Origin of the sequence: Sphingomonas sp., assembly GCF_035555815.1 — a bacterium.
Classification (GTDB): Bacteria; Pseudomonadota; Alphaproteobacteria; order Sphingomonadales; family Sphingomonadaceae; genus Sphingomonas.
Map to the genome: position 1 here is coordinate 1 of NZ_DATMGG010000078.1, position 26,959 is coordinate 26,959.

Consider the following 26,959-nt stretch of genomic DNA (forward strand, 5'->3'; position numbering starts at 1 on the left):
AGGCGAGCTACGAGGTCGACGATGCGTTCCGCGCGCGCTTCGCCGCTGACGATCCCGCCAACGACCGTTTCTTCATCGACGGCCGCGCCGGCCACGCGCAGTTCGATCTGGAGGGCTATGTCGCCCACCGCCTCGCCGCCGCCGGGCTGCGCCGAGTCACGCTGATGGGGCTGGACACCTATGCCGATCCGGCGCGTTTCTTCAGCTATCGCCGCGCCACCCACGCGGGGGAGCCGGATTACGGGCGCGAGATCAGCGTGATCGGGCTCGAATAGTTTCTTCTGTTACCGGTTTGCGCTACGGCTTTTCGACCACCAGCGGAGCAAGCGATGACCGACGACACCAAGGCAGGCGCCACGCGCAAGCTCAAGCCAGCGACCCAGATGATGGGCCATGGCTATGATCCGATGCTGTCGGAAGGCTCGCTCAAGCCGCCCATTTTCCTCACCTCGACGTTCGTCTTTCCCAACGCGGCGGCGGGCAAGCGCCATTTCGAGGGCGTCACCGGCAAGCGCCCCGGCGGCGCCGAAGGCCTCGTCTATTCGCGCTTCAACGGCCCCAACCAGGAGATCCTCGAGGATCGGCTGGGCATCTGGGAAGATGCCGAGGACGCGCTCGCCTTTTCCAGCGGCATGTCGGCGATCGCCACGCTGTTCCTCGCGATGGTCAAGCCCGGCGATACCATCGTCCATTCGGGACCGCTCTACGCCGCGACCGAGACGCTGATCGGCCGCATCCTCGGCAAGTTCGGGGTCAAGTGGCTCGACTTTCCCGCCGGTGCGACCCGCGAGGAGATCGACGCGGTGATGGCGGAGGCGGCCAAGGGCGAGGTCGCGCTGATCTATCTCGAAAGCCCGGCCAACCCGACCAACGCGCTGGTCGATGTCGAGGCGGTGGCGGCGAGCCGCGACGCCGCCTTCGCCGGGCGTGACGCGAAGCCGCCGATCGCGATCGACAACACCTTCCTTGGCCCGCTGTGGGCGCAACCGCTGAAGCAGGGCGCCGACATCGTCGTCTACAGCCTGACCAAATATGCCGGTGGTCACAGCGATCTGGTCGCGGGCGGCGTGCTGGGATCGAAGGAACACATCAACACCATCCGGCTGATGCGCAACACGATCGGCACGATCTGCGATCCCAACACCGCGTGGATGCTGCTGCGCTCGCTCGAGACGCTGGAACTGCGGATGAGCCGCGCCGGCGAGAATGCCGCCAAGGTATGTGCGTTCCTGCGCCAGCATCCGAAGGTCGAGAAGGTCGGCTATCTCGGTTTCCTGGCGGATACGCCGGGGATGGAGCGCCAGGCCGACATCTATCGCCGCCATTGCACCGGCGCCGGCTCGACCTTCTCGCTGTTCATCAGGGGTGGCGAGGCGGAGAGCTTCCGCTTCCTCGACAATCTCAAGATCGCCAAGCTGGCGGTCAGCCTGGGCGGCACCGAGACGCTGGCGAGCCATCCGGCGGCGATGACCCACCTGTCGGTCCCCGACGCGCGCAAGGCGGCGCTGGGCATCACCGACAATCTGGTGCGCATCTCGATCGGGGTCGAGGACGCCGACGACCTGATCGCCGATTTCGAGGCGGCGCTGACGGCGGTATAGGCCGGCCCGGCGGCGGCGGCCTCAGGCCGCGCCGCTCCGCCTGGCCGAGTCGGCCCCGGCGGCCAGCGTCATGGGAAGCGCGGTGGTCGCCTTGATCTCGGACAGGGCGACCATCGAGTTGATTTCCTGGATCCCCGGCACCCGGCTCAGCCGCTCGAAGAAAAAGCGTTCGTAGGCGTCGATATCCTCGGTCACCACGCGCAGCAGGAAGTCGATCGGCCCCATCATCACATAGCAATCGAGCACCTCCGGGAACTCGCGGATCCGGTCGGAGAATTGCTCGAGGTTCTGGCGGCCGTGCGCGTTCAGGCGCACCTGGGCGAACACCTGGGCGTTCAGGCCGATCTTGCGCCGGTCGACCAGCGCGACCTCGCCCTTGATCACCCCCGCCTGGCGCAATCGCTGGACGCGGCGCCAGCACGGCGTCGCGGACAGGCCGGCCTCCCGCGCCAGCTCGGTCAGCGGCAGGCTAGAATCGCGTTGCAGGGCGATCAGGATGCGGCGTTCGGCATCATCGAGCGTGACGTCGGCCAATTCATTCCCCTAAATCGCCATATATCGGAATTTTTTTCCGACATCCTGCGGCTCATGTCAAATTCGCGCCGGGATTTTTCTCCTCTGTCGCGACACTATTCCCGCAGGAGGAATCATGGTCGCATTCTGCACAGCGCCGCCGTCCGGCCACGCGATGCCCGGATCGGTCCTGGCGATCCGCACCCAGTGCGACGCGCAGGCCCTGTCGCGGGTCAACAACATCTTCGCGATGCGCGATATCGTACCGATCCAGATCAACTGCCGCCGCGCGGATCCCTTCCTGCTGATCGACCTGCAACTGACCGCCGCCGACACGCCGCGCGTCGCGGCGATCCTCGATCGGCTGCGCGAAATGGTGTGCGTCGACCGCGCGTTTCTGGTGCACGATGCGTGCGATCGCGGCGGGATCGCTCGCGACAGCGCCCCGTTGCGGCTGCACGCCCCGGAAGCCGACCATCGCGAGACCAATCAGGTGGCGTGACGGTCGCCCGGCGGCGGATCGTTCGGACGCCGCCCGCGAACCACCCTCGCGCGTTCGTCCGGCCGTCCCCGCACGATGCCAAATCCCCGGGCTGGATATTGCAATCGATTTGCAATATCGAAACCGCCGAGTCGGCGCGGGTCGCGATGCGCGATCCCGGCCGCTAGGGGAGTATCGTCTTGGTTGCTGGAAAGTCCGTGATCGCCCTTGCCCTGTCCGGCGTGGCCGCGTCGGCGATGATGAGTGGCGCGGCGTTCGCGCAGGATTCGGCCACTGCCGAGGCGGATGCCCCGGATATCGTCATCACCGGCACCAACATCCGCGGCGCGCCGGTGATCGGCAGCGCGGTCCAGCGGCTGACCGGCGAGGAGATCGCGCGCAGCGGCAAGGCGACGATCGCCGAACTGTTCCGCGAACTGCCCGCCAATTTCACCGGCGGCGTCGGCAGCCCGGACAACAGCCGTGGCGGACAGGACGCCAGCCCGGCCGGCCCCAATCTGACCGGCGGCGCGGGGGTCAATCTGCGCGGGCTGGGATCGCTGTCGACGCTGGTGCTGGTCAACGGCCGCCGCGTCGCCGCGTCGGGCCAGCTCGGCGATTTCGTCGACATCTCCAACATCCCGGTCGCCGCGATCGAGCGGGTCGAGATCTTTCAGGACGGCGCGTCGGCGGTCTATGGCGCCGACGCGGTCGGCGGGGTGGTCAACATCATCCTCAAGGATCGCCAGCAGGGCATCCAGGCGCTCGGCCGCGCCGGCATCGGCAAGTCGGGCGAGCTGGAATGGCAGGGCAGCCTGGTCGCGGGCGCCAACTGGGCGAGCGGCCACGCGCTGATCGGCTATGAATTCAACTATCGCGACAATGTCTCGGCCAACGACCGCGGCTTCAACGGCGGCGACCTGTCGGATCGCGGCGGCGTCAACTGGCCGATCCACACCAGCCGCGCCGGCGCGGCGGCCAACATCTTCGCCGGCAGCGCGGCGTTCAACGGCGCGGTCGCCTACACCGTGCCGCAGGGGCCGGGCACCGGCCTGACCGTCGGGCAGCTCACCGCCGCGACCGGCGGGTTCGGCAACAGCTACGACCCCTGGGCCGATCAGGACATCCTGCCGGAGATGCGCCGGCACAGCGTGTTCGGATCGGTGACGCAGGAGCTGGGCGACGTCACCCTGTTCGCGCGCGGCCGCTACACGCGCCGCGACGGGCATTACAGCCTGGGCTATGCGCCGATCTATGGCACGCTGCCGGCGACCAATCCGGCGTTCATCACCGGAGTGACCAACAATTTCGGCGTGCTGGTCGACGATCGCCCGCTGACCCGCGACGTCGCGGTGAACAGCTATGCCGGCGAAGCGGGGCTGCGCTATTCGCCGTTCGGCGACTGGACCGCCGAGGCGGTGGTTTCCTACAGCCGCGAGGAGCAGCGCCGCACGTCGACGTTGCTGCGTGACAGCAACGTGTCCGAACGCCTGTCCAACGGCACGTTCGCGCCGACCGCGATCGTCTGCGCGCTGTCCGGGCTGAACGCGGGCAACATCGGTTTGGTCACCAACGCGACCGAGGCGCAGCGTTATTGCGCCGGGCTCAACTATGCGACGTTCAATCCCTATTCGTCGCAGCCGCTGTCCGACCAGGTGCTGGACGAGCTGATCGGATACGAGACGCTGCGCTTCACCTCGCGCACGCTTCAGGGCAGCTTCAAGGTCGACGGGTCGCTGGTCGACCTGCCCGGCGGACCGGTCAAGCTGGCGGCGGGGATCGACTGGCGCCGCGAGACGATCGACGGCGATCTCGACTTCAATTACCGCAGCATCAACCCGCTTCAGGTGCCCTATGGCGTCACCCAGCAGCAGGTCTTCTCCGCCTTTGCCGAGGCCGCGGTGCCGCTGGTCGGCCGCCGCAACGCCATCCCCGGCATCGCCGCGCTCGATCTGTCGGCGGCGGTGCGTCACGAGCGGTCCGACGATCTGTCGGGGTTCGAGACGACCAACCCCCGCTTCGGGCTGCGCTATGCCCCGGTCGAGGGGTTCAACATCCGCGCAAGCTGGGGCACGTCGTTCCACGCGCCGCCGATGCGGTTCCAGTATGAGGGCGCCCAGCCGGTCGCGGGCGGCAACGGCATCTTCTACGCCAACGCCTTTTACACCGCGCCGTGCAACACCACGCTGGTCCAGCTCAACGGCTTCACCGGCACGCCGGGCGGCAGCGGCAGCTGCACCTTCACCGGCATGGTCATCACCGGCGGCGCAGGCCCGACGCTCAAGCCCGAGCGCGCCGACACGTGGAGCGTCGGCGTCGACATCGCGCCGCCGTCGATCCCCGGCTTCAACCTGTCGCTCAACTATTTCAACCTGCACGTGAAGGACCGCATCGTCCGCATCACATCGGGCGCGCTGGCGGGGATCCTGTCCAACTATTTCGCGACCGGCAGCAGCCCGTACATCGCCAACCTCGATTTCAACCCCGATCTGGCGGCGGTGACCGCGCTGTTCAACGACCCGCGCTTCCTGGGCGTGCAGGGCCCCGGGCCGGCGCGCACCCCCGACCAGATCCAGGCGATCATCCGCGCGACGCAGAGCAACCTTGCCGCGCTGAAAATGCAGGGAGTCGATTTCTCGATCGGCTACGGGTTCGATCTCGGCGCCATCGGGCGCCTGCGCCTGTTCGGCGATGGCACGCTGATCACCGAATACGCCTTGCAATCGACGCCGGGCGCGGCGTTCCAGGATCGGCTGGGCAAATATGAGAGCGTCGGCAATCCGGTGCCGCTGCGCTTCCGCGCCGGGCTGGACTGGACGACCGGCGGCCTGTCGGCGCGCGGCACGCTCAACTATGTCGAGGGCTATGAATGCGCCGCCGGCTGCTATGTCCCGTCAGCGACCGGCGCGCCGGTGCTGAGCAGCAAGCCGGTGCCGATCGACGCCTGGGCGACGGTCGACTTCCAGCTCGGCTATGATTTCGGCGAGGGCGGAACGCTGGGCGGTCTCACGGTGGCGCTGAGCGTCAACAACGCGTTCGACAATGATCCGCCGTTCATCGACACCGGCCGCGTCGTCACCGGCAACGCGCCGGAACCCTATGACGGGGCCAACGCCAATATCCTGGGCCGCACGGTGGCGCTGACCGTCTCCAAGCGGTTCTGAACGGGTCAGCGCGTCACGCCGTGCACGAAGCGAAGCGCCATCGGCAGCACGGCGAACGGGACCGATCCGTGATCCTCATCGGCGATCGTGGCGTGGGTGACCCGCGCGCCGGCGGCGGCCAGCGTATCGATCGCGGCGGGCAGGTCGGCATCGCCCTGCGGCTCGCGCGCGCCCCAGGCGATCAGGACGCGGACGTCGCGGCCGGCGATCGCGGCGGCGACCCGCGCCGCCAGGTCGGGCGCGCGCCAGAGCGACGGGCTGACCGCGATGCACGTCGAGAAATCGCGCGCGAGCGCATCAAGCGCGAATACCCCGCCGAAACTGTGCCCGAACAGCGCACGGCGCGCCGGGTCGACGGGCGCGAGCGCCGCGACATCGGGCAACACGCGCGTACCGAGCAACCGGTGCAGCGCATCGCAACCGGCGCCGTCGGGCAGAAGGTCGCGCTCGCGCAGTGCCGGATCGTGGCTCCAGCCCGCGCCCGAGGCGATGCCGACCACCACACTCGACCCGACCTCGGTCTTGCCCGGCCGCCGCGCGAGCGCCGCCGCCGCCGCCGCGACCGCATCGAAATGGATCGCGCCGTCCATCACCACCAGCAGCGGAAAGCCCTGTGCCGGCTCCGGGCCTTCGGGAACCGCGACGGCGACGTCATAGGCCGCGCCGTCCAGATCGTACCGCCGCAGATGAAAGCCGGTACGCGGTTCGCGGCGCCAGTCGGGGCCAAAGCTATCGCCAATCATCGCATCGGGTCCTAACTGACGACATGCCACCGCGTCGCCCCCAGGAAGCGAGCCTGCCCCCCATGCGCGCTTCGATCGATCCCGACCATCCCCTTTTGGCCGCGCATCGCCGGACGGCGCGGCGGCGCGACGCGATCGTCGCGGCACTGGCGCTCGCCTGCGTCGCTGCGCTGGTCCTCGACGTGGTCACCGGACCGGCGTCGCTTGGCGTGCGGACGGTGATCGACGGGCTGGTCAGGCCCGGGTCGCTCGATCCGACCGCGCACGCGATCATCTGGCAGATCCGCCTGCCGCAGGCGCTGGTGGCGATGCTGGTCGGCGCCGCGCTGTCGCTGGCGGGCGCGGAAATGCAGACGGTGCTCAACAACCCGCTGTCCGATCCGTTCACCCTCGGTGTCTCCTCGGCCGCGTCGTTCGGCGCCTCGCTCGCGATCGTGCTGGGGATCAGCATCCCATTCGTTCCGTTCGACGCGATGACGCCGATCAACGCCTTCGTCCTCGCGTTCGCCGCGGTGCTGGTGATCCAGGCGCTGGCACGCGCGCAGGGCGGGGGCGCGCAGACGCTGGTCCTGTTCGGCATCGCGCTGGTGTTCGCGTTCAACGCGCTGACCGCGCTCGTCCAGTTCATCGCCTCGCCCGAGGCTTTGCAGCAGCTGGTGTTCTGGACGATGGGATCGCTGTCGCGCGCCAGCTGGGGCGCGGTCGGCCTGCTCGGCGCGGTGCTGGTCGCGGTGGTGCCGTTCGCGCTGCTCTCCGCCCGGCAGCTCACCGCGTTGCGGCTGGGCGAGGATCGCGCCGCCAGCACCGGCGTCGACGTGCGCCGGCTGCGGTTCGTGTCGCTGTTCCGGGTCAGCCTGCTGTCGGCGACGGCGGTCGCCTGTGTCGGCGTGGTCGGCTTCGTCGGGCTGGTCGGGCCGCACATCGCGCGGCTGCTGCTCGGCGAGGACCACCGCCGCTTCCTGCCCGGCAGCATGTTGGTCGGCGCATTGCTGATGTCGCTGGCGGCGAGCGCGGCCAAGCTGATCGTGCCCGGCGCGTCGCTGCCGGTCGGGATCGTCACCGCGTTGATCGGCGTGCCGGTGTTCCTGGCGCTGATGATGCGATCCGGGGCACGCGCATGACCAGGCTGGAGATCGCGGGGCTGAGTGTCGGCTATCGCGGCCGCACGGTGATCGACGGGCTGTCGCTGCCGGCCATCAGCGGCGGCGGGCTGGTGACGCTGGTCGGGCCGAACGGCGCGGGCAAGACCAGCCTGTTGCGCGCGCTGGCCGGGCTGGTGCCGGCGGGCGGACAGGTCCGGCTGGACGCCATCGCGCTCGACCGGCTGTCGCTGCGCGATCGCGCCCGCCACGTCGCCTATATGCCGCAGACGTTGCCGCAGGGCGTCGCGCTAAGCGTGCTGGAGACGGTTGTCGCGGCGCTGCTTGCCTCCCCCGCGTCGGTCGCGGTCGCATCGGAGGCGGATGCCGCGCGGCTGGCGCTGGCACAGCTCGACGCGATCGGGGCGCTCGACCTTGCCGGCCGGCGGCTCGACGAGCTGTCGGGCGGACAGCGTCAGCTCGCCAGCCTGGCGCAGGCGCTGGTGCGCGGGCCCCGCGTGCTGCTGCTCGATGAGCCGACCAGCGCGCTCGACCTGCGTCACCAGCATGAGGTGATGGACGTCGCCCGCGATTATGCCCGGCGCACCGGCGCGATCGTGATCGCGGTGCTCCACGATCTCCAGGCGGCGGCGCGGATTTCCGATCGGGTGGTGGTGCTCGATCGCGGCGCGGTGGCGGCGGACGGCGCGGCGATCGACGCGCTCACCCCCGAATTGCTGGCACGGGTGTGGAAGGTGCGCGGGCGGATCGAGCGTTGCAGCCACGGCACGCTTCAGGTGATGGTCGACGGGATCGTCGGGTAACGGGGTCCACCAGGCAAAGTCGGATCGGGCGGCGGGATCGACCGACCCCGCCGCCCACCGGATCAAAGGCGGATTGTCGTCACGGTATCGCCGTTGGCATCGTCGACCGGCGCGGTGCCGGCCGGCGCGTTGCGGGGCAGGCCGCGCGCCTTGTTGCTCACGAACACGCGGTTGCCGGCGGCATCGACGGCCAGCGTCTGCGGGAAGGTGCCGGTCGGCAGGTTGGCGATCGACTGATAGGTGGTGGCGTCGATCACCGACACCGTGCCCGCCTGGCGATTGGCGACATAGGCCTGCTGCTTGGCCGGGTTGTAGGCGACGCTGAGAGCACCCTCGCCCGTCGGCACCTTGGCCTTCACCGCGCCGGTGGTGGAGTCTAGCACGGTCAGGTCGCCGCTCTTCTGGTTGGCGACGAACAGGCGCTTTCCGGCGCGATCATAGGCGATGTTGATCGGCGCCTCGCCGCCCGACGGCCAGCGCGACACGAGGTTGCCGGTCGCAGCGTCGATCACAACGACCTCGTTCGATCCCATGCCGGTGGCGAACAGCTTGCCGTCGCCCACCGTCAGGCCGGTCAGCCGATTGGTGTCGACCGAGATGACGCGCTCGAACTTGCCGGCCTTGCCGTCGATCACCCAGATCTGCTGCGGCTGCACCGGACCGTCGCCACGCTCGCTGCCCACCATCACCGAAGCATAGGCCTTGCCGGTCGCCTCATCGATCACGACCTCCCGCAGATGCGCGCCCTCGCTGCCCTCGGGCTTGAGAGCGGTGGTCTTGCCCGACTTCAGGTCGATCATCACCACCGCGCCGGTGCGGGTCGCGGTGCCGTACAGCAACTGCGCGCGCGTATCGATGCCCAGCCCGAACACGCCATCCGGCGCGACATCGATCGTGCGCACCGGCGCCAGCGTCGTCGCGTCAAGCGCCACCACCTGCGGGGCGTTGCTCCCGCGCTGACCCGTCGCGGCGACGTAGACCCGCTTGTCCGCCGGGTTGAACACGATTTCGTACAGGCCGCCCGGCGCGACCTTGGCCGATTTCTCGACGCTCACCGCGGCGCCGGCGGCGGCGGAGCCCGTCGGCTGCGCGATGGCGCCGGTGGCACCGCAGATGGCGATCAGGGCGGCGGTGGCAAGAAGATGCTTCATGACGATTTTCTCCCGATAAATGAATGAGTCAGGCGGCAAGATCGGCCCAGTAGCTGCCGTCGTAAGGGACCGCGAGGAAGCGGCTATTGATCTCGGCCAGCGTCGCGGCGGGATCGAGATCGCCGAACCTGTCCGGGTGGAGCCATTTGGCCAGCACCTCGACCGCGACGACGTCGATCGGCGAATTCAGCATCTGGTGCGACAGGCCATGGACCCGCTTCTCCCGCACCGCGCGCAGCGTCGAAATGCCGTTGCGTGCGATCACATGGCGCAGCCCCGCCTGCGACTGTTCGGCGGTGAAGCCCGGCCCGACCACGAAGCCGCCGGCCTTCGCCAGATGCGGCCCGCCGGTGGCGATGTAGATGTCGGGATCGCGCGAGATGACATATTCGAGGCTGAGCTTGCCGAATGGCTGCTTGATCTGATCGGCGCCGATGTTCCGGCCGCCGACGAAGGCGATATAATCGCCGACGTTGCCGCTGCCCGGCGAATTGCAGCAGTCCGGATTGAGCCCGGCGTGCGGCTCCATGAACACACTCGGACGCTCGGCATCGGGCAGCCCCTTGAGCCGCGCGGAGATGCGGTCGAGCCGTTCCTTGCGGAACGCGTTATAGGCCGCCGCCTGCTCCCCGCGTCCGGTCAGCGCGCCGAGCAGGGTCAGGCTCGCCGCCTGATTCTCGATCGGGTGCGAGAAGAAATCGATGAACGCGACCGAGACCCCCGCCCCCTCGAGCTGGGCGACCTGCGCGTCCGACGGCCCGGAGCCGAGCGAGACCAGCGCGACGTCGGGCCTGGCGGCGAGCACCGGCTCGACCTGGAACGGCAGGTTGGACGGCGGGACGGTCGCCAGCGTCGCCAGCGCGGGGAAGCGCTTCACATAGGCGTCATAGGTTTCCTTGCCGAGCCGCTGGACGTCCCCCGACCACGCGGCGAGCGTCGACACCGGATCGGGGTGGATCAGGCTGAGCGCGACCAAATAGCGGCCATCGTCGATCGACAGCTTCGCCGGGGTGACGCGCGGCGTTAGGTTGCGCTGGCGCAGGTCGACAAGCTGCGCCTTCGCCGCCGCGCCGTCCGACCCCCCCTTGCCGCACCCGGCGAGGAGGACGGCGACTCCAAGCCCCGCGCCCGCACCGATCAGCCCGCGCCGGGAAATGCCAACCACACCAATTCGACGGTCCATCACGTCCCCATTATTTTGATAACGACTCGCACTTGCGTTACGTCGTGACGGGGCAATGCACAATAGGGCGCCGACAGGACGGCCCGGCGGGTGCCGCGCATCGCGGCCTGACGACGCCGGATAACGTTCCGGCCGGGCTGCGCGAACCCGGGATGGTGGGCGCGTGCCCAGCGGGTTCGCACGTCGGATAAACGCCGATATCGCAACCGCTTGCCGGGGGCGGCGCGGGCGCGATAACGTTCGGCGCGCGCAATCGACGGCGGTTCGCGCAAGCGCGGGTATTTTCGGTTCTTTCTCATTGTTCTAGGAGCCTACCCGTCGCCTCCCGCGCGGAGGCGTGGATCGAAACGCTCGGCACGCAGTACAACGACGTCATCATCTCGTCGCCTCCCGCGCGGAGGCGTGGATCGAAACACCAAGATCACCCGCGTGTACATCACCGGGCATCTCGTCGCCTCCCGCGCGGAGGCGTGGATCGAAACGCGCAATGTTCCGCCATGCGATTCGGCAAAGAGGCGTCGCCTCCCGCGCGGAGGCGTGGATCGAAACTCCGGCCCGTTGACTTTTTGGCCGAACTGATTCGTCGCCTCCCGCGCGGAGGCGTGGATCGAAACACCGACAATCTGGTGGTGCCGGCAGGCGGGACGCACGTCGCCTCCCGCGCGGAGGCGTGGATCGAAACATCGCAGAGGTCAACAGCACCGTGGACCGGCTCGTCGCCTCCCGCGCGGAGGCGTGGATCGAAACTGCGGCCCAGCGCCCGCTAGCGTTGAAAACCACGGTCGCCTCCCGCGCGGAGGCGTGGATCGAAACGCCACGGTGATCGCGGCGTGCGTGCGCCATGGTGGTCGCCTCCCGCGCGGAGGCGTGGATCGAAACTGGACGGCGGCGGCTTGCCGACCGTTCGCGAGTGTCGCCTCCCGCGCGGAGGCGTGGATCGAAACAAAGCAGTTCCGCCGCGTTCTTCGGGAACGGCTCGTCGCCTCCCGCGCGGAGGCGTGGATCGAAACAGCGCAGAGCATTGGCTCGACGAGCATGGGCGCGAAGTCGCCTCCCGCGCGGAGGCGTGGATCGAAACCCGCCGCCGATTACTGGACCATGACGCCGCGATCGTCGCCTCCCGCGCGGAGGCGTGGATCGAAACCCTCATCGGCGCTTTGCGTGTCACGCTTGGGCTGTCGCCTCCCGCGCGGAGGCGTGGATCGAAACGCGCGTCCACCGAGCCGGCTCAAGTCATCGTCGAGTCGCCTCCCGCGCGGAGGCGTGGATCGAAACAGGGGATCGCCCGCGCTGCTCTCGGAGACCAGCCAGTCGCCTCCCGCGCGGAGGCGTGGATCGAAACACCTAGCTCGCGTCCGTCGGCGCGACAGGTGAGGCGTCGCCTCCCGCGCGGAGGCGTGGATCGAAACTCGCACATTCGCTGCGCCGCCCCCTGATTTCGCCTAGTCGCCTCCCGCGCGGAGGCGTGGATCGAAACGTCGCGTGCGGCGTCACCGCGCGCAGGAAGCCAGCGGGTCGCCTCCCGCGCGGAGGCGTGGATCGAAACACGGCCACCTCACAGCATATCCATTGCTGATCATGTCGCCTCCCGCGCGGAGGCGTGGATCGAAACACCAACTGTACCTTCGACGGCAACCGCCTGTCAGGTCGCCTCCCGCGCGGAGGCGTGGATCGAAACAACGACGAGGACAACGCCGTCGTCAACGAAGGCGTCGCCTCCCGCGCGGAGGCGTGGATCGAAACAAGCGGTCCTCGGTCCTCAAGGCGCACATGCGCGGTCGCCTCCCGCGCGGAGGCGTGGATCGAAACACCTCGCCCGAGGCCGCCATACGTGACCTGCGTTGTCGCCTCCCGCGCGGAGGCGTGGATCGAAACAGCATGGAGGGCGATCTGGTGTTCGACCCGTTCGCGGTCGCCTCCCGCGCGGAGGCGTGGATCGAAACCTGGCAGCCCGACGGACCAGCTTCGCGATGGCTTCGTCGCCTCCCGCGCGGAGGCGTGGATCGAAACGTTGTATCCGGTGGCGTATTGTACCGCGATGGAGAAGTCGCCTCCCGCGCGGAGGCGTGGATCGAAACCACGCGTCGCGCTGGCGCTGGGATGAGGCTATGCGTCGCCTCCCGCGCGGAGGCGTGGATCGAAACGTGATCAGGGTGACGGCGAGGCTGCATGGTTAAACGTCGCCTCCCGCGCGGAGGCGTGGATCGAAACGAAGGCCTCGGGCGCATCACCAACACGTTCGCCGGTCGCCTCCCGCGCGGAGGCGTGGATCGAAACCGGCTCGGCCTCGGTGTCCTCATCGGACTTTGGTTGTCGCCTCCCGCGCGGAGGCGTGGATCGAAACTGATGGGAGCGTCCCTTCTCTTGTGGCCGATCGTGTCGCCTCCCGCGCGGAGGCGTGGATCGAAACCCCTCTCCCCATCACCACGGTCCTCTCTGGGATAGTCGCCTCCCGCGCGGAGGCGTGGATCGAAACGCGACGCGCTTAATGCAGCGCCGTTCGGAGATACGTCGCCTCCCGCGCGGAGGCGTGGATCGAAACTGGAACATCGCCACCCAGGCGCGCGCCGCCTGAGGTCGCCTCCCGCGCGGAGGCGTGGATCGAAACAGGGCATCGCCCGCGCTGCTCTCGGAGACCAGCCGTCGCCTCCCGCGCGGAGGCGTGGATCGAAACGCAAGGCCCTCGGTACGACGGGCAAGCCTCTATGGTCGCCTCCCGCGCGGAGGCGTGGATCGAAACCGGTGCTCGTTGCAGGCGCCCACCGCCTCGCCGCCGTCGCCTCCCGCGCGGAGGCGTGGATCGAAACTCGCGGTCGTCAGTGCCGCCCTCACCCTTGGCCGTCGCCTCCCGCGCGGAGGCGTGGATCGAAACAGGCCGAATCCGCCATTGACGCCGGTCCCGCTGGCGTCGCCTCCCGCGCGGAGGCGTGGATCGAAACGGCGCCGAGCATGGCGTGCGCTGGTCCGAACCCCAGTCGCCTCCCGCGCGGAGGCGTGGATCGAAACATTCGCACAACGTGGATCGGCGAGGGCGGGCAAGTCGCCTCCCGCGCGGAGGCGTGGATCGAAACCAGAGCGGTGACGGGGCGGTCCACGGTGGGTTCGGGTCGCCTCCCGCGCGGAGGCGTGGATCGAAACCTGAACGCCCTCGGCACCGAGTTGCGGTTCCTGCCGTCGCCTCCCGCGCGGAGGCGTGGATCGAAACCGCACGCGACCTTCGCACCGTCGTTGTCGCTGCGCGTCGCCTCCCGCGCGGAGGCGTGGATCGAAACCCTAGCTAGTCCCTAGGTTACTGATCGGACCCAAGTCGCCTCCCGCGCGGAGGCGTGGATCGAAACCCTACTAGGAGGATTCGAGGATGCTCTACAAATCGTCGCCTCCCGCGCGGAGGCGTGGATCGAAACCAACATCCGCCGAATGAGATCGCGGTGCGGGCCGGTCGCCTCCCGCGCGGAGGCGTGGATCGAAACCGCCTCCATGGCCGCTGCGTCGCGATCGGCGCACGTGTCGCCTCCCGCGCGGAGGCGTGGATCGAAACGGCCCATAACTGGCCGTAAATCTCGCTGGCCTCGTCGCCTCCCGCGCGGAGGCGTGGATCGAAACATGGCAAGGGAGCCGCGAGCGTCTTTTACCTTGGTCGCCTCCCGCGCGGAGGCGTGGATCGAAACGCCCAGGTGGGCGGCGCCAGCACGGGCGGGCTGGTCGCCTCCCGCGCGGAGGCGTGGATCGAAACATCAGCATCTGACCGCATAGCTTCGACCACCCGCGTCGCCTCCCGCGCGGAGGCGTGGATCGAAACAGGAACGGAAGATATTCGTCGCGGTAAACGTATGTCGCCTCCCGCGCGGAGGCGTGGATCGAAACATGTCGACGTACGTCCGCGACTTGCCGATGTCGGGTCGCCTCCCGCGCGGAGGCGTGGATCGAAACTCGATCGTCTCCGCCCACTCGCCATCGGGCTCTGGTCGCCTCCCGCGCGGAGGCGTGGATCGAAACGATTTTGTCGAGGCGCCGGAGCAATTCCCGGCGTTGTCGCCTCCCGCGCGGAGGCGTGGATCGAAACGATGCGCTCGGCCGGCAACCCGATCTTCAAAATGTCGCCTCCCGCGCGGAGGCGTGGATCGAAACGTCTACGAGCGTTGGAAGAAGAGCCCAGCCGCCGGGTCGCCTCCCGCGCGGAGGCGTGGATCGAAACGGCGAATATTGCGCTGTGCGCCTCGCCTCGGGCGAAGTCGCCTCCCGCGCGGAGGCGTGGGTCGAAACAACAACTCGGGCGACGCGCGCACCATCGCGGCCGGTCGCCTCCCGCGCGGAGGCGTGGGTCGAAACTCCGCCGCCAGCTCGGCCAGCACATCGTCCATCGGGTCGCCTCCCGCGCGGAGGCGTGGGTCGAAACCCCCATCCCGGCAGCACCGCGCTGCTCGGCGATGGTCGCCTCCCGCGCGGAGGCGTGGGTCGAAACATGCGGCGCCAGATGCCTTCGTCGGTGCCGGGGAGTCGCCTCCCGCGCGGAGGCGTGGGTCGAAACCCCGCGGTTTCGGACTGGCGGCCGAACCGCGCCGTCGCCTCCCGCGCGGAGGCGTGGGTCGAAACCGCCGGCCCGACGGCGCCCGCCGGATGCACCCGGCGTCGCCTCCCGCGCGGAGGCGTGGGTCGAAACAGCCCCTTGCCGGTGTACGGCACCTTGGCTCTGAGTCGCCTCCCGCGCGGAGGCGTGGGTCGAAACCCTTGGCAAGTTGCATTCTACCGGGTTGGACCACGTCGCCTCCCGCGCGGAGGCGTGGGTCGAAACGCCCAGCTGGTCCACGCGCTGCTCTGGCACCAGCAGTCGCCTCCCGCGCGGAGGCGTGGGTCGAAACAAGGCGGTGCCGGCGGGCGCGATCCTGCCGGTGCGGTCGCCTCCCGCGCGGAGGCGTGGGTCGAAACAGCATCAGGCAGCCCGGCGCCGGTTTCGACGATCAGGTCGCCTCCCGCGCGGAGGCGTGGGTCGAAACCCGAGCGAGCGGCACGTACATCGCCCGATATCGGGTCGCCTCCCGCGCGGAGGCGTGGATCGAAACGCGCTGGGCGATCCTCGTCGATCTATTCCTGATGGTCGCCTCCCGCGCGGAGGCGTGGATCGAAACCACTTGAGGCCGCCCTTGTACGGGGCGGAGTTGAAGTCGCCTCCCGCGCGGAGGCGTGGATCGAAACACGATCGTCTATTGGGACGTCAAGCGCGCCGACGGTCGCCTCCGCCGGAGGCGTGGATCGAAACCAGTGTCCGCCGAACGCGATCGCTTTCCGCGCGCGCCTGGCGTTTTATCAATTTCCAAAGCGCCCCCGCATGGCGGCCGTCCGGCTCTGCCCAACGTCGATGAAGGACCGATGCCGACGAGACCCGCCGCGATCTCCCCCTCGTCTCGTCGCGGGCTGTGTTTCCGCGCCTGCCGGGCAGAGCGGGTGGGGCTGGCCGATCCCGTCCCGGCTCAGGCGAGCAGGTCACGCTCCGCGGCGTGCTTGTCGATGTAGGCGGCGACGAACGGGCATTCCGCAACCACCCGCAGCCCGCGCGCGCGGACATCGTCGAGCGCGGCCTTGATCAGCCGGCTGGCGATGCCGCGCCCCTGCAATTCCTGCGGCACGACGGTGTGGGTGAAGGTGATGACGTCGCCCCGAAGCACATAAGCCGCCACCGCCTTGTGCCCGTCCTCGACCAGTTCGTAGCGGTTGGCGTCCCGGTTATCGACCACCTCAGACATCGAGGTTCGCCACCGACAGCGCGTTTTCCTGGATGAAGTCGCGGCGCGGCTCGACCACGTCGCCCATCAGCCGGGTGAAGATCTCGTCCGCCACATCGGCCTGGTCGATCGCGACGCGCAGCATCGACCGGTTCTGCGGATCGAGCGTGGTTTCCCACAATTGCTCGGCGTTCATCTCGCCCAGCCCCTTGTAGCGCTGGATCGACAGCCCCTTGCGCCCCGCGGTCAGGATCGCGTCGAGCAATTGCGCCGGTCGCGCGATCAGCGTCTCGCCCTTGCCGGCGGCGACCGGCGTGGCGGCCTCTTCGCCATCGGCATCGGCTTCGGCCGCGTCATCGGCGGCGGCGGCGCCCTTCAGCGGGACCAGCTTGGCGATGCCGGCATAGCTCTCCCCCGCCTCGATCGCGAGGCCGTGGAGCTTGCGCCCCTCCGCCGAGACGAGGAACGCCGGCTCGATCACATGGTGATCGGTGACCCCGCGCCAGCGCCGCTGGAAGTGGAAGCCGCCTTCCTCGGACAGTTCGGCGGTCCAGCGCGCATCCTCGTCGGTCAGGTCGAGCCGGTCGGCGACCGTCTTCAGCCGCGCCGCGCGATCCTCCCGCGATGCGTCGGGATCGAGCGCACCGCCCATCGCCAGCGCCTCGACGATGTGCGCGGGATAGCGGCGCGGCACGTAGCGCATCAGCGTGCGCATCCGCCGGGCATGGTCGACCAGCTCGGCCAGATCGGCGCCGGTGCGCGCGCCGGCGGGGCCTTCGAGAACGGTCAGCGTGACCCCGGCATCGACCAGATACTGGTCGAGCGCGCCGTCGTCCTTCAGGTAGACCTCCGACCGCCCCTTGGTCGCCTTGTAGAGCGGCGGCTGGGCGATGAAGAGGTGCCCGTTGGCGATGATCTCCGGCATCTGGCGATAGAAGAAGGTCAGCAGCAGCGTGCGGATATGCGCGCCGTCGACGTCGGCGTCGGTCATGATGACGATCTTGTGGTAACGCAGCTTGTCGATGTTGAAGTCGTCGCGGCCGATGCCGGTGCCCATCGCCTGGATCAGCGTGCCGATCTCGCGGCTCGACAGCATCCGGTCGAACCGCGCGCGCTCGACGTTCAGGATCTTGCCGCGCAGGGGCAGGATCGCCTGATAATGGCGGTCGCGGCCCTGCTTGGCCGAACCGCCGGCCGAATCGCCCTCGACCAGGAACAGTTCGGACTTGGCCGGGTCGCGCTCCTGGCAATCGGCCAGCTTGCCGGGCAGGCTGGCGATGTCCATCACGCCCTTGCGCCGGGTCAGCTCGCGCGCCTTCTTCGCCGCCTCGCGCGCCGCCGCCGCGTCGATCACCTTCTGGATGATCTGCCGCGCGACCGCCGGATTCTCCTCCAGCCATTCGGCCAGCTTGTCCGCCATCAGGCTCTCGAGCGGCTGGCGCACCTCGGACGAGACCAGCTTGTCCTTGGTCTGGCTGCTGAACTTGGGATCGGGCAGCTTGACCGATACGATCGCGGTCAGCCCCTCGCGCATGTCGTCGCCGGTGAGGGTGACCTTCTCCTTCTTCAGCAGGCCCGACTTGTCGGCGTAATTGTTGAGCGTGCGCGTCAGCGCGGCGCGGAACGCGGCCAGGTGGGTGCCGCCATCACGCTGCGGGATGTTGTTGGTGAAGCACAGGACGTTTTCGTAATAGCTGTCGTTCCATTCCAGCGCGACGTCGATGGTGACGTCGTCGCGGGTGCCGGCGATCGCCACCGGATCGGGCATCAGCGGCTGCTTGTTGCGATCGAGATATTTGACGAAGGCGGCGATGCCACCCTCGTAATACAGCTCGACCTCCTTCGCCTCCTCGTGCCGCGCGTCGCGCAGGAACAGCCGCACCCCCGAATTGAGGAACGCCAGCTCGCGGTAACGATGCTCGAGCTTGTCGAAATCATACTCCGTGATCTTGAACGTCGCCGGGCTGGCGAGGAAGGTGACTCGCGTCCCCTTGCGGCCGTCGGCGGGACCGGTCACCTTGAGCGGGGCGACCGCGTCGCCATGGGCGAAGCGCATGTAATGCTCCTGCCCGTCGCGCCAGATCGTCAGGTCGAGCCACTCGCTGAGCGCGTTGACCACCGACACGCCGACACCGTGCAGGCCCCCCGACACCTTGTAGGCGTTCGAATCCGAGGTGTTGTCGAACTTCCCGCCGGCGTGGAGCTGGGTCATGATGACCTCGGCGGCGGATACGCCCTCCTCGGCATGGATGCCGGTCGGGATGCCGCGGCCATTGTCCTCGACCGACACTGATCCGTCGGCGTTGAGCGTGATCAGGATGCGGTCGCAATGCCCGGCCAGCGCCTCGTCGATCGCGTTGTCGCTGACTTCGAACACCATGTGGTGCAGGCCCGAGCCGTCGTCGGTATCGCCGATATACATGCCGGGGCGCTTGCGGACGGCGTCCAGCCCCTTGAGCACCTTGATCGAGTCGGCGCCATAGTCGCTGGAATTGGGGTTCGAAGGGGTGTCTGTCATGCCGAGGATATAGGCATCACGCCACCGAAACGGAAGCAAAATGGCAGTGCAGTGACAGCGCCGCCACGGGGCAAAGGTCGCGCGCGTCAGGCCCCTTGGCACCACATCGTATACGATATAAGACGTTAGCCTCCGAAGGGGGAGGGAATTGCCATGACCCGTCTGCAGCGCCGCGAATTCCTGCTTGCCGCACCGGCCGCCGCCGGTGGCCTGGCCTTCGCCACGGCGGGCACGGCGGCGGCGACCGCGCCGGCCGCCAGTGCCGCCTTTCCCGCCGGCCGCGCCTTTCCGTTCAAGGCCAAGCCGTTCCACGAAGTCACGCTCACCGACGATTTCTGGGCGCCGAAGGTCGCGCGCAATGCGACGGTGACGATCCCGTTCGAGATCGACAAGCTGGGCGACGTCGCCGAACGGCTCAACGGCGGGGTGCTGGAGGCGGCGATCTATGCCGCGAAGAGCGACGACACGCTCAAGCCCTATGTCGATCGCTGCGTCACCGCGATGCTCGCCACCCCCGGCGCGGGCGGAGAGAACCGCCAGTTCGAGCTGGGCGCGGCGCTGTACGAGACGTTCGGCGACCGTCGGCTGATCGACAAGGTGCTGCCCGCCGCCGACGCGCTCGATCGCGACATTCGCGCCACCAGCCCGGCCTTTCCCGGCGGCGAGCGGTTCGCGCTGAGCTGCCTCCACCTCTACCGCGTCACCGGCGATCCGAAGCACCTCGTGCTGGCCCGGCACTATCTCGACGTGCGCGGCCGCGCCGATTCGCCGGGCCGCAGCCGCCATACCCAGTCCCACCTGCCGGTGCTCGAGCAGCGCGAGGCGGTCGGCCATGCGGTCAACGGCGTCACGCTGATGCTGTCGATGCTCGATTACGGTGTGCTGTCGGGCGACCGCCGCTATTTCGACGCGGCGCACGCGATGTGGACCGACGCCGCGACGCGCAAGATGTACGTCACCGGCGGGGTCGGTTCGACCGGCAACGAAGGCTTCGGCGCGCCGTACCATCTGCCCAACATCAACGCCTATTCGGAAACCTGCGCGGTGCTGATGTGGCAGACGCTCAACCACCATCTGTTCCTCGCGACCGGTGACGCGCGCTACATCGACGTGATGGAGCGCGGCATGTACAACAATGCCGTCGACGGGGTGTCGCATTCGGGCGACCATTTCTTCTACGTCAACCGCCTCGCCAGCGCGGGCGACGGCCGCGACGCGCGCTGGCAATATGCCTCGCTGGAATGCTGCCCGCCCAATCTGGTGCGCTTCTTCGCAGCGATGCCGGGACTGATCTACGCGCAGGACGCCAGGTCCGGCGCGATCCACGTCAACCTCTATGTCGCCAGCACCGCATCTTTCGCGGTCGGCGGCGGCACGCTGTCGCTGGCGATGGACAGCGGAATGCCGTGGGCGGGCGAGTCACGGATCGCGGTCTCCGCCGCCGCGCCGACCCGGGCCGCGATCCGGCTGCGCATCCCCGGCTGGGCGCGCGGAGAGGTCGCGCCGGGCGGGCTCTATGCCTTTGCCGGCGCGGGCGCGGCGCCGGTGCGGATCACGCTCAACGGCAATGCGGTGCCGGCGGCGCCCGACGCGCTCGGCTATGTCACGCTCGACCGTAGCTGGACGAACGGCGACGTCATCGCGATCGAGCTGCCGCTCGACGCCCGCCGCGTCGCCGCCGATCCGCGCGTCCGTGACGATGCGCGCCGTGTCGCGGTGACGCGCGGACCGATCGTCTATTGCGCCGAATGGCCCGACGCCCCCGGCCGCACCGCGCTCGATCTGGTGGTCGCGCCCGATGCGCCGTTGACGCCGAAGCTGGACAAGCGCCTGTTCGGCGGCGCGGTGGTGATCGACACTGTCGCGCGCCATGCCGGCGATCCGGCGGCAAAGACCGCGCCGCTCAAGCTGATCCCCTATCACCTGTGGGCCAATCGCGGCGTCGGCGAGATGACGACCTGGCTGCTGACCGACGACTATCAGGTCGGCGACATCGGCCCGGCGGGCGGGTGGATCTTCTACCGCAATCCCGACGCGGCCAGGGACGGCTGGCGCTATCTGGAGGCCGCGCCGTTCGACCAGAGCAGCGGCGCGCACTGGGGCTGCTTCCGCCGCGAGGTGCCCGGGGCGCGTGGGCTGGCGATCGGCACCGGCCGGCAGAACACCGCCGACATGCTCGCCGCCTGCACCGAAACGGGTACGGCGGCGCAACTCTGCGCCGCGCTCAGCGTCAACGGGGTGCGCGGCTGGTTCCTGCCCTCCCGCGATGAGCTGGCGGCGATGTACACCGCGCTCCACGCCGCCGGCCGGGGCGATTTCCACACCGCCGGCGTCGCCGACAATTGCGAATATTGGGCATCGTCGCAGCACGACGCCGACATGGCCGCGCACATCGACTTCGCCGATTCGGGCCGGCTCCACGGCGACGACAAGGACTTCCCCCGCCGGGTCAGGGCGATCCGGGCGTTCTGACGCGTCGGGTCCGGTCGCGGATCATACGCGGCGCGCGATCGCGCCCGCCGCCCATCCGAACGCCACCGACAGCGCCACCGCGACCAGCCCATAGGCAAAGGACGACTTGTCCGCCGCGCGCGCCACGAACCGCTCGAACCCCGATTTGCGGATGTTGATGTCGCGCACCGCCGCCGCCAGCACGCGACCGTCGCGAACGAGGAAGGTCTCGGCGGTGAATCGCCCGACCGGCACGCGCGCCGGGATCGAAAGCCGCGCGCGGTACAGCACCCCGTCGGTGATCTCGACCGCCGCCGGATCGGCATAGTAGAGCCCGCCGCGCCGCCGCAGGTCGACCAGCCCGGCGTCGAACTGCGCCTGCTCCGCCGGCACCGCGCCCGATGCGGGGGACAGTTGCAGGCTGCCAAGCCCCAGCTCGTAGATCGCGCGGGTGCGCTCGTCGACGATGCGGTCGATCGGGCGGGAGGAGGCGATCGCGTAGAACGACGGCGCCGATCGATAGCGCATCCGCTGCGCGTTGATCCAGATGCCGGCGACCTTTTCCTTTTCGCGCACCAGCACCGATTGCGCCGGCCCCTTGACCACCACGATGATGTCGGCGGGGGCGCCGTGCGGGCCGGGCTCCTCCCCCTTGGGATAGAGGATCGCGCCGAACAGCAGCAATTCGGCGCCGGTGAAGGAATAGGCGATCTCGATGTCGCGCTGCGACACGTCGGGCACCAGCACCGGCTTGGTGGTGGCGACCAGCAGCGGCGCCAGCAACAGCGTGGCCAGCGCCTTCACGACAGCTCCACCGTAAAGATCTCGTCCGGCCGCCACGTCAGGCCGAGCAGCATCCGCGCCGCCACCAGCAGCACGATCACCGCCAGCGCGAGACGGAGATATTCCGGTTTCATCCGCGCCGCGAACCGCGCGCCGACCTGTGCGCCCACCACCGACCCGAGCAGCAGGAGCGCCGCCAGCACGATATCGACCGCCTTGGTCGTCAGCGCGTGGGTCATTGTCGCGGCGGCGGTGACGAACAGAATCTGGAACAGGCTGGTGCCGACCACCACCTGCGTCGTCATGCCGAGCAGATAGAGCATCGCCGGGACCAGCACGAAGCCGCCGCCGACGCCCAGCAGCACGGTCAATATGCCGGTGCCAAAGCCCAGGATCAGCGGCGCCAGGGGCGAGATGTACAGCCCCGAGCGATAGAAGCGCCAGCGCAGCGGCAGCGCGGCGACCAGCGGATGATGGCGGCGCTTGCGCGCGCGGGGGGCCTCCCCGCCGCGCATCGCGCCGATGCTCTGCAACGATTCGCGCAGCATCAGCGCGCCGATCGATCCCAGCATGACGACATAGAGCACCGCGATGACGATATCGATCTGCCCGCTCGCCTGCAGCACGCGGAACAGCCCGGCGCCGGCGATCGAGCCGAGCACGCCGCCGACCACCAGCACCATGCCCATCGGCACGTCGACCCCGTCGCGGCGGAAATGCGCGAACACCCCCGATACGCTGGCGCCGGTCACCTGGCTGGCGGCGGACGCGGCGGCGACGGTGGGCGGGATGCCGTAGAAGATCAGCAGCGGCGTTGTCAGGAATCCGCCGCCGACGCCGAACATGCCCGACAACAGCCCCACCCCGCCGCCGAGCAGGATGATGACCAGCGCGTTGACCGACAGGTTGGCGATCGGCAGGTAGATATCCACGGCCGATAGGCGATAGTCCTTTTGCGCGCGCTGCCAAGCACCCGGCGCATTTTCTTGCCGCGCTGGTCCATTGCCAGGACCCTAGAAATCGGACCCCACCGACAGCGCCGGGCCGGAACCGGGACGGGCGTCGCCGGCGACACGCTGCCGCCAGTCGATCGACAGCCGCACCGCGCGGTCGGCGATGGGCAGGCGGACGCCCATGGTCGGACCCAGATCGAGCCGGGCGACACCACGCTGTGCCCCGCCCCAGGCGCCCAGCCCGAGATCGAGGTCGGCCGCGCCAAGAGCGGTCACCGGCCGGGTCGCGCGGACGATGCCGTCGACATAATGTTCGGTGCCGTTGCGAAGGATCGCGCCGCCCTGCGCATAGCCTTCCAGCCGGAACGCCCCCGGCAAGCGCCGGTAGAGTCCGCCGCTGACGCCCAACGTCGGCCCGCCGCGCCCGCGATCGAGCGCGAAACGCTGCTCGGCGACGAAGCGCAGCGGGATTCCGGCCGGCCGCCACGCCACCCCCAGCGACAGCTCGCGCCCGGCGCCGGCGGCGGGAACCGCGACTCGCCCGGTGGCGGCAAAGCCGTGGCTGATCGCATAGTCGACGCGGATGCCGCCCTGCGTCCCGCCAAGCTGCGGCGAATCGGCGCCGCCGCCGATCCCGGTGCCGCCGCGCGCGATCAGCCATGCGCTCCCCGACCAGCGCCGCCGCGATCCTTCCGCGCCGGTGAGCGACGCGGGCAGGGCGATCTGCAACGCGCCGGGCGCCGCGCCGATGGGTGGGGGCGCGCTCGCAGTCGCGGTCGGGGCGCCGCCGATGATCACCGTTCCGGGCACAACCGCCAGTCGCGGGGCGCCGCCGGGCAGATCACCAACCGCGCCGCCGCCGGCCGTCGCACCGCTCGGCGGTCGCGTTGCCCAGGCGCGCGGCATCGCCGTGCCCGACGCCATCCCCGCGCGCCGGACCGCGCCGACCTGCGCCGCCTTCGCCGGAATCAGCCCCTCCGCCGTCGGGATCAGCGCCGCCGCCGGAGGCGCGGCATCGGCGGTGGTGGCCGTGACGGGGGGCACCGCTTCGCGAATCGCCTCGGTCAGCGATCCGGTCTGCTGCCACGTCAGCACGATCCTGAGCGCGATCCAGCCGAGTGTCGCCAGGCCGAGGAAGCGCAGCGGCCGACCGGTCATGCGCGCCGCTCGCCCAGTTCGGCGGGACTCGGAAAGCGGTGCGCGGTCTTGTCCCATCGCGGCCGCTCGCCGCGCAGCGTGGCGACATAGCGGAACAGCGCGCGCCGCGCCGCGATCAGCGAGATGATGTTGCCGACGATCATCCGCGGCAGCGACAACAGCCCTTCGCGCCAGCCATAAGCGCCGGTGACGAACCCCGCGCGCATCGCCGCGCGCCACACCAGCATCCCCAGGCTGATCCACAGCGCGATGCGGAACCATGCGGTCGGCCGGATCGGCGGCGGCCCGCCGGCCAGCGCCAGCATCTCCGCCAGCGCCCACAGCACCAGCGCGGCATAGGCGATTCCGAGCACGAGCACCCCCAGCGGCTGGCGGCGGTCGCGCATCCGCATCCAGTAATCGCCGATCCCGCGCGTCCCGCTCCACCCGAGCCGGTCCCATCCGGCAAAGGCGATACCGAACATCCAGCGCGCGCGCTGGCGCACCGCGCCATCCAGCCGGCCGGGGAAGCAGGCGCGCACCGCCACCGGCGGCCCGCCCCGCCGTTCGGCGATGCGCGGCGCGGCGGTTCGCCCGCCCATCGCCGCCAAGGTCAGCCCCAGTTCGTAATCCTCGGTCAGGCTGTCGGCATCGAACGGCCGTCCGCCGCGCGCATCGGCGATCCGGCCCAGCATCGATCGCGACACGGCGCAGCCCACCCCGGCAAAGGGCAGTCCGGCGCCGATCGCCTGGCGCACCACCAACTGCTTGGCGTGGGCCTCGACGAACTCGTCCACATACGTCCCCGCGACAAACGGTGATCCGGGATCGGGGATCGGCAGCACCGGCAGCTGGATCGCGTCATAGCGGCCGATCAGATGGTCATAGACCGCCAGTTCGCCGGCATGGACGACATCCTCGGCGTCATGGAGCACCACCGCCGCCGCCGGTACGGTGCCGGCACGCTCGTCGGCGATCATCGCCGCCCACAGGCCGTTGAGGCAATCCGCCTTGGTCGTCGGCCCGGCGCGCGTGCCGATCACCAGCCGCACGCGCGGTTCGCGCATCGCCACGGCGGCGATCGCCGCAATCGTGTCCCAGTCGTTGGGATAGGCGCCGACGTACAGTCGCACGCCGGGGTGCGGCCACCGTGCCAGCGTGGTGTCGAGCATCGCCGCGATCACCGCCGCTTCGTCCCATGCCGGAACGAACACCGCGATCGGTCGGCGCGGCGCCGGAATATCGCTCAGCACCGGATCGGCTTGGCCGCTGGCCCGGCGCCACGCCCGGCGGATGAAATAGGCGATATCGACCGCCAGGTCATCGATTCCGGCCAGCAGGAAACCGACCGCCGCGAACATCAGCGTTTCGCGCGCGGCACCGTTGATCAGATCGGTGACGATCCCCCAGGACAGCGGCCCCACTCCCCCCGGCCGCGGATCATACTCCACATCGGGCGGACTGCAAGTCGCTGTTACATCGCCGGAATTTTTGGATACTGGACTCGACGCACACACCGCTTAAGGCTGGGGCAAAAGGGGGAGTCCGACTCCGTGAAGCTTACCGCTCGCCTTGCGATCCTCGCCGCCGTGCTGGTTCCGCTCACCGCGCACGGCGACGCCAGCCCGCGCGTCACGCTCGCCACGCCGGGCATCGGCAACGGCGCGATTGAACGGTTCACGCTGCGATTCTCGGCGGCGATGGTGCCGCTCGGCGATCCGCGCGCGGCGGCACCGGCGGCCACCGCCTGCGCCGGCGAGGGGCGCTGGGTCGACCAGGCGACCTGGGTCTATGAATTCGCCAGCCCCTTGCCCGGCGGCACAAGTTGCGACTTCAACCTGAACCCCAGGCTGAAAAGCGTCGCCGGCTATGCGGTGGCCGGCAATGCGAGCTTCAAGGTCGATTCGGGCGGTCCGATCGCGCGCGCGGTGATGCCCGCGACCTATGACGGCGAGATCGAGGAGGATCAGACGTTCCTGGTCGCCGCCAACATGGCGCCCGATCGCGCCTCGGTCGCCGCCAACGCCTATTGCGCGGTCGACGGGCTGGGCGAGAAGATCCCGGTCGACGTACTCGACGCGGCGCTGCCGGGCAAGCTGCTGTCCGAACTGGGGACCGATCGCTGGGCGGTCAACAGCTTCCTGACCAACGCCGGGCTGCCCAACGCGCTGCCTGAGGCCGGAAAGGATCGCGACGCGGCGCTGGCCAGCGTGGTCGCGCTCAAATGTCGCCGCCCGCTGCCGCCCGGCCGCGACATGGCGCTGGTGTGGGGCGCGGGGATCAGCGGCGGCGGGCGCAGCGCCGGCGCCGACCAGCGGTACGACTTCACCGTTCGCAAGCCGTTCACCGCGCGGTTCGAATGCAGCCGCGTCAATCCGCAGGCGGGATGCAACCCGGTCAAGGAAGCGTGGGTGCGATTCTCCGCCCCGGTGCCGCGCGCGCAGGCGGAGGCGATCCGCATCGCGCTGCCCGACGGCAAGACACTGAGCCCGACGATCGCCAAGGATGACCAGCGCAAGGCGACGGTGAGCGAGGTCAAGTTCGCCGCGCCGCTGCCCGGCGCGACCACCGCGAAACTGACCCTGCCCGCAGGGGTGAAGGACGAAAGCGGCCGGCCGCTGTCCAACGCCGAGCGCTTTCCGCTGGAGGTGCGGTTCG

The 26,959-nt window shown here is 69.5% G+C and carries 17 protein-coding genes, 1 pseudogene and 1 CRISPR repeat array; of the genes and pseudogenes, 8 read left to right on the top strand and 10 right to left on the bottom strand.

Annotated elements, in window-relative coordinates; genetic code table 11:
- Both VNR91_RS04405 and VNR91_RS04410 read left to right on the top strand, forming a co-directional pair.
- Positions 1–275 (top strand): laccase domain-containing protein (locus tag VNR91_RS04405; RefSeq protein WP_325489574.1); only part of this gene is annotated, 275 nt, incomplete at its 5' end.
- A 54-nt stretch (positions 276–329) separates the two neighbouring features.
- The gene (locus VNR91_RS04410; RefSeq protein WP_325489575.1) at positions 330–1,601 is read left to right on the top strand and encodes a cystathionine gamma-synthase family protein; all 1,272 of its coding nucleotides are present in this window, start codon (positions 330–332) and stop codon (positions 1,599–1,601) included.
- A 21-nt stretch (positions 1,602–1,622) separates the two neighbouring features.
- On the opposite strand, the gene VNR91_RS04415 is transcribed toward VNR91_RS04410, so the two are convergent.
- A complete protein-coding gene (locus VNR91_RS04415; RefSeq protein WP_325489576.1) occupies positions 1,623–2,135 on the bottom strand; it encodes an Lrp/AsnC family transcriptional regulator in 513 nt (170 codons plus the stop codon).
- A 154-nt stretch (positions 2,136–2,289) separates the two neighbouring features.
- Here VNR91_RS04415 and VNR91_RS04420 point away from each other — a divergent pair, with 154 nt between their 5' ends.
- Both VNR91_RS04420 and VNR91_RS04425 read left to right on the top strand, forming a co-directional pair.
- Positions 2,290–2,616: a hypothetical protein gene (locus VNR91_RS04420; protein WP_325489577.1), complete on the top strand. Its 327-nt coding sequence runs from the start codon at positions 2,290–2,292 to the stop codon at positions 2,614–2,616.
- Between the two features lie 197 nt (positions 2,617–2,813).
- Positions 2,814–5,759 (top strand): TonB-dependent receptor domain-containing protein, encoded by a 2,946-nt coding sequence (locus VNR91_RS04425; RefSeq protein ID WP_325489578.1) that lies wholly within the window; start codon positions 2,814–2,816, stop codon positions 5,757–5,759.
- Between the two features lie 5 nt (positions 5,760–5,764).
- Here the strand turns inward: VNR91_RS04425 and VNR91_RS04430 are convergent, their stop codons facing one another.
- Positions 5,765–6,502: an alpha/beta hydrolase gene (locus VNR91_RS04430; RefSeq protein WP_325489579.1), complete on the bottom strand. Its 738-nt coding sequence runs from the start codon at positions 6,500–6,502 to the stop codon at positions 5,765–5,767.
- A 62-nt stretch (positions 6,503–6,564) separates the two neighbouring features.
- Here VNR91_RS04430 and VNR91_RS04435 point away from each other — a divergent pair, with 62 nt between their 5' ends.
- Both VNR91_RS04435 and VNR91_RS04440 read left to right on the top strand, forming a co-directional pair.
- Complete coding sequence (locus VNR91_RS04435) at positions 6,565–7,623, top strand: iron ABC transporter permease (RefSeq protein ID WP_325489580.1); 1,059 nt, start codon at positions 6,565–6,567, stop codon at positions 7,621–7,623.
- Entirely contained in the window at positions 7,620–8,405 is a 786-nt protein-coding gene (locus VNR91_RS04440; RefSeq protein WP_325489581.1) for an ABC transporter ATP-binding protein, read from the top strand. Before VNR91_RS04435 ends, VNR91_RS04440 begins: the two co-directional genes overlap by 4 nt.
- Positions 8,406–8,467: 62 nt before the next feature.
- On the opposite strand, the gene VNR91_RS04445 is transcribed toward VNR91_RS04440, so the two are convergent.
- The 4 genes from VNR91_RS04445 to gyrB all read right to left on the bottom strand — a co-directional run bounded on the left by VNR91_RS04445 (position 8,468) and on the right by gyrB (position 18,977).
- Positions 8,468–9,556, bottom strand: a complete 1,089-nt coding sequence (locus VNR91_RS04445) for a hypothetical protein (RefSeq protein ID WP_325489582.1) — start codon at positions 9,554–9,556, stop codon at positions 8,468–8,470.
- Positions 9,557–9,584: 28 nt separating this feature from the next.
- On the bottom strand, positions 9,585–10,739 hold the full coding sequence (locus VNR91_RS04450; RefSeq protein ID WP_325489583.1) for an ABC transporter substrate-binding protein: 1,155 nt from the start codon (positions 10,737–10,739) through the stop codon (positions 9,585–9,587).
- 317 nt (positions 10,740–11,056) lie between these two features.
- Positions 11,057–15,932: direct repeats of the CRISPR family, unit length 32 nt; unit sequence GTCGCCTCCCGCGCGGAGGCGTGGATCGAAAC.
- 275 nt (positions 15,933–16,207) lie between these two features.
- Positions 16,208–16,480 (bottom strand): GNAT family N-acetyltransferase, encoded by a 273-nt coding sequence (locus VNR91_RS04455; RefSeq protein ID WP_325489584.1) that lies wholly within the window; start codon positions 16,478–16,480, stop codon positions 16,208–16,210.
- The gene (gene gyrB, locus VNR91_RS04460; protein ID WP_325489585.1) at positions 16,473–18,977 is read right to left on the bottom strand and encodes a DNA topoisomerase (ATP-hydrolyzing) subunit B; all 2,505 of its coding nucleotides are present in this window, start codon (positions 18,975–18,977) and stop codon (positions 16,473–16,475) included. The genes VNR91_RS04455 and gyrB overlap by 8 nt, the downstream gene beginning before the upstream one ends.
- A 153-nt stretch (positions 18,978–19,130) precedes the next feature.
- Between gyrB and VNR91_RS04465 the strand changes: the two genes are divergently transcribed.
- Positions 19,131–21,449 (top strand): beta-L-arabinofuranosidase domain-containing protein, encoded by a 2,319-nt coding sequence (locus VNR91_RS04465; RefSeq protein ID WP_325489586.1) that lies wholly within the window; start codon positions 19,131–19,133, stop codon positions 21,447–21,449.
- Between the two features lie 21 nt (positions 21,450–21,470).
- On the opposite strand, the gene VNR91_RS04470 is transcribed toward VNR91_RS04465, so the two are convergent.
- From VNR91_RS04470 to VNR91_RS04485, 4 genes are all read right to left on the bottom strand, one after another.
- Complete coding sequence (locus tag VNR91_RS04470; protein WP_325489587.1) at positions 21,471–22,232, bottom strand: TIGR02186 family protein; 762 nt, start codon at positions 22,230–22,232, stop codon at positions 21,471–21,473.
- A complete protein-coding gene (locus VNR91_RS04475; RefSeq protein WP_325489588.1) occupies positions 22,229–23,143 on the bottom strand; it encodes a sulfite exporter TauE/SafE family protein in 915 nt (304 codons plus the stop codon). The genes VNR91_RS04470 and VNR91_RS04475 overlap by 4 nt, the downstream gene beginning before the upstream one ends.
- An 81-nt stretch (positions 23,144–23,224) precedes the next feature.
- Complete coding sequence (locus VNR91_RS04480) at positions 23,225–24,322, bottom strand: hypothetical protein (protein ID WP_325489589.1); 1,098 nt, start codon at positions 24,320–24,322, stop codon at positions 23,225–23,227.
- Positions 24,319–25,752: a glycosyl transferase family protein gene (locus tag VNR91_RS04485; protein WP_325489590.1), complete on the bottom strand. Its 1,434-nt coding sequence runs from the start codon at positions 25,750–25,752 to the stop codon at positions 24,319–24,321. Before VNR91_RS04485 ends, VNR91_RS04480 begins: the two co-directional genes overlap by 4 nt.
- Before the next feature lie 102 nt (positions 25,753–25,854).
- Between VNR91_RS04485 and VNR91_RS04490 the strand changes: the two are divergent.
- Positions 25,855–26,959, top strand: a pseudogene (locus tag VNR91_RS04490) (alpha-2-macroglobulin); the annotation flags it as partial.

Bases quoted from the DNA above. Each gene is read 5' to 3' on its own strand.
- VNR91_RS04430 (WP_325489579.1), bottom strand. From the start codon at position 6,502: ATGATTGGCGATAGCTTTGGCCCCGACTGGCGCCGCGAACCGCGTACC.
- VNR91_RS04480 (WP_325489589.1), bottom strand. From the start codon at position 24,322: ATGACCGGTCGGCCGCTGCGCTTCCTCGGCCTGGCGACACTCGGCTGG.
- VNR91_RS04435 (WP_325489580.1), top strand. From the start codon at position 6,565: ATGCGCGCTTCGATCGATCCCGACCATCCCCTTTTGGCCGCGCATCGC.
- VNR91_RS04450 (WP_325489583.1), bottom strand. From the start codon at position 10,739: ATGGACCGTCGAATTGGTGTGGTTGGCATTTCCCGGCGCGGGCTGATC.
- VNR91_RS04465 (WP_325489586.1), top strand. From the start codon at position 19,131: ATGACCCGTCTGCAGCGCCGCGAATTCCTGCTTGCCGCACCGGCCGCC.
- gyrB (WP_325489585.1), bottom strand. From the start codon at position 18,977: ATGACAGACACCCCTTCGAACCCCAATTCCAGCGACTATGGCGCCGAC.
- VNR91_RS04455 (WP_325489584.1), bottom strand. From the start codon at position 16,480: ATGTCTGAGGTGGTCGATAACCGGGACGCCAACCGCTACGAACTGGTC.
- VNR91_RS04420 (WP_325489577.1), top strand. From the start codon at position 2,290: ATGCCCGGATCGGTCCTGGCGATCCGCACCCAGTGCGACGCGCAGGCC.
- VNR91_RS04440 (WP_325489581.1), top strand. From the start codon at position 7,620: ATGACCAGGCTGGAGATCGCGGGGCTGAGTGTCGGCTATCGCGGCCGC.
- VNR91_RS04410 (WP_325489575.1), top strand. From the start codon at position 330: ATGACCGACGACACCAAGGCAGGCGCCACGCGCAAGCTCAAGCCAGCG.
- VNR91_RS04445 (WP_325489582.1), bottom strand. From the start codon at position 9,556: ATGAAGCATCTTCTTGCCACCGCCGCCCTGATCGCCATCTGCGGTGCC.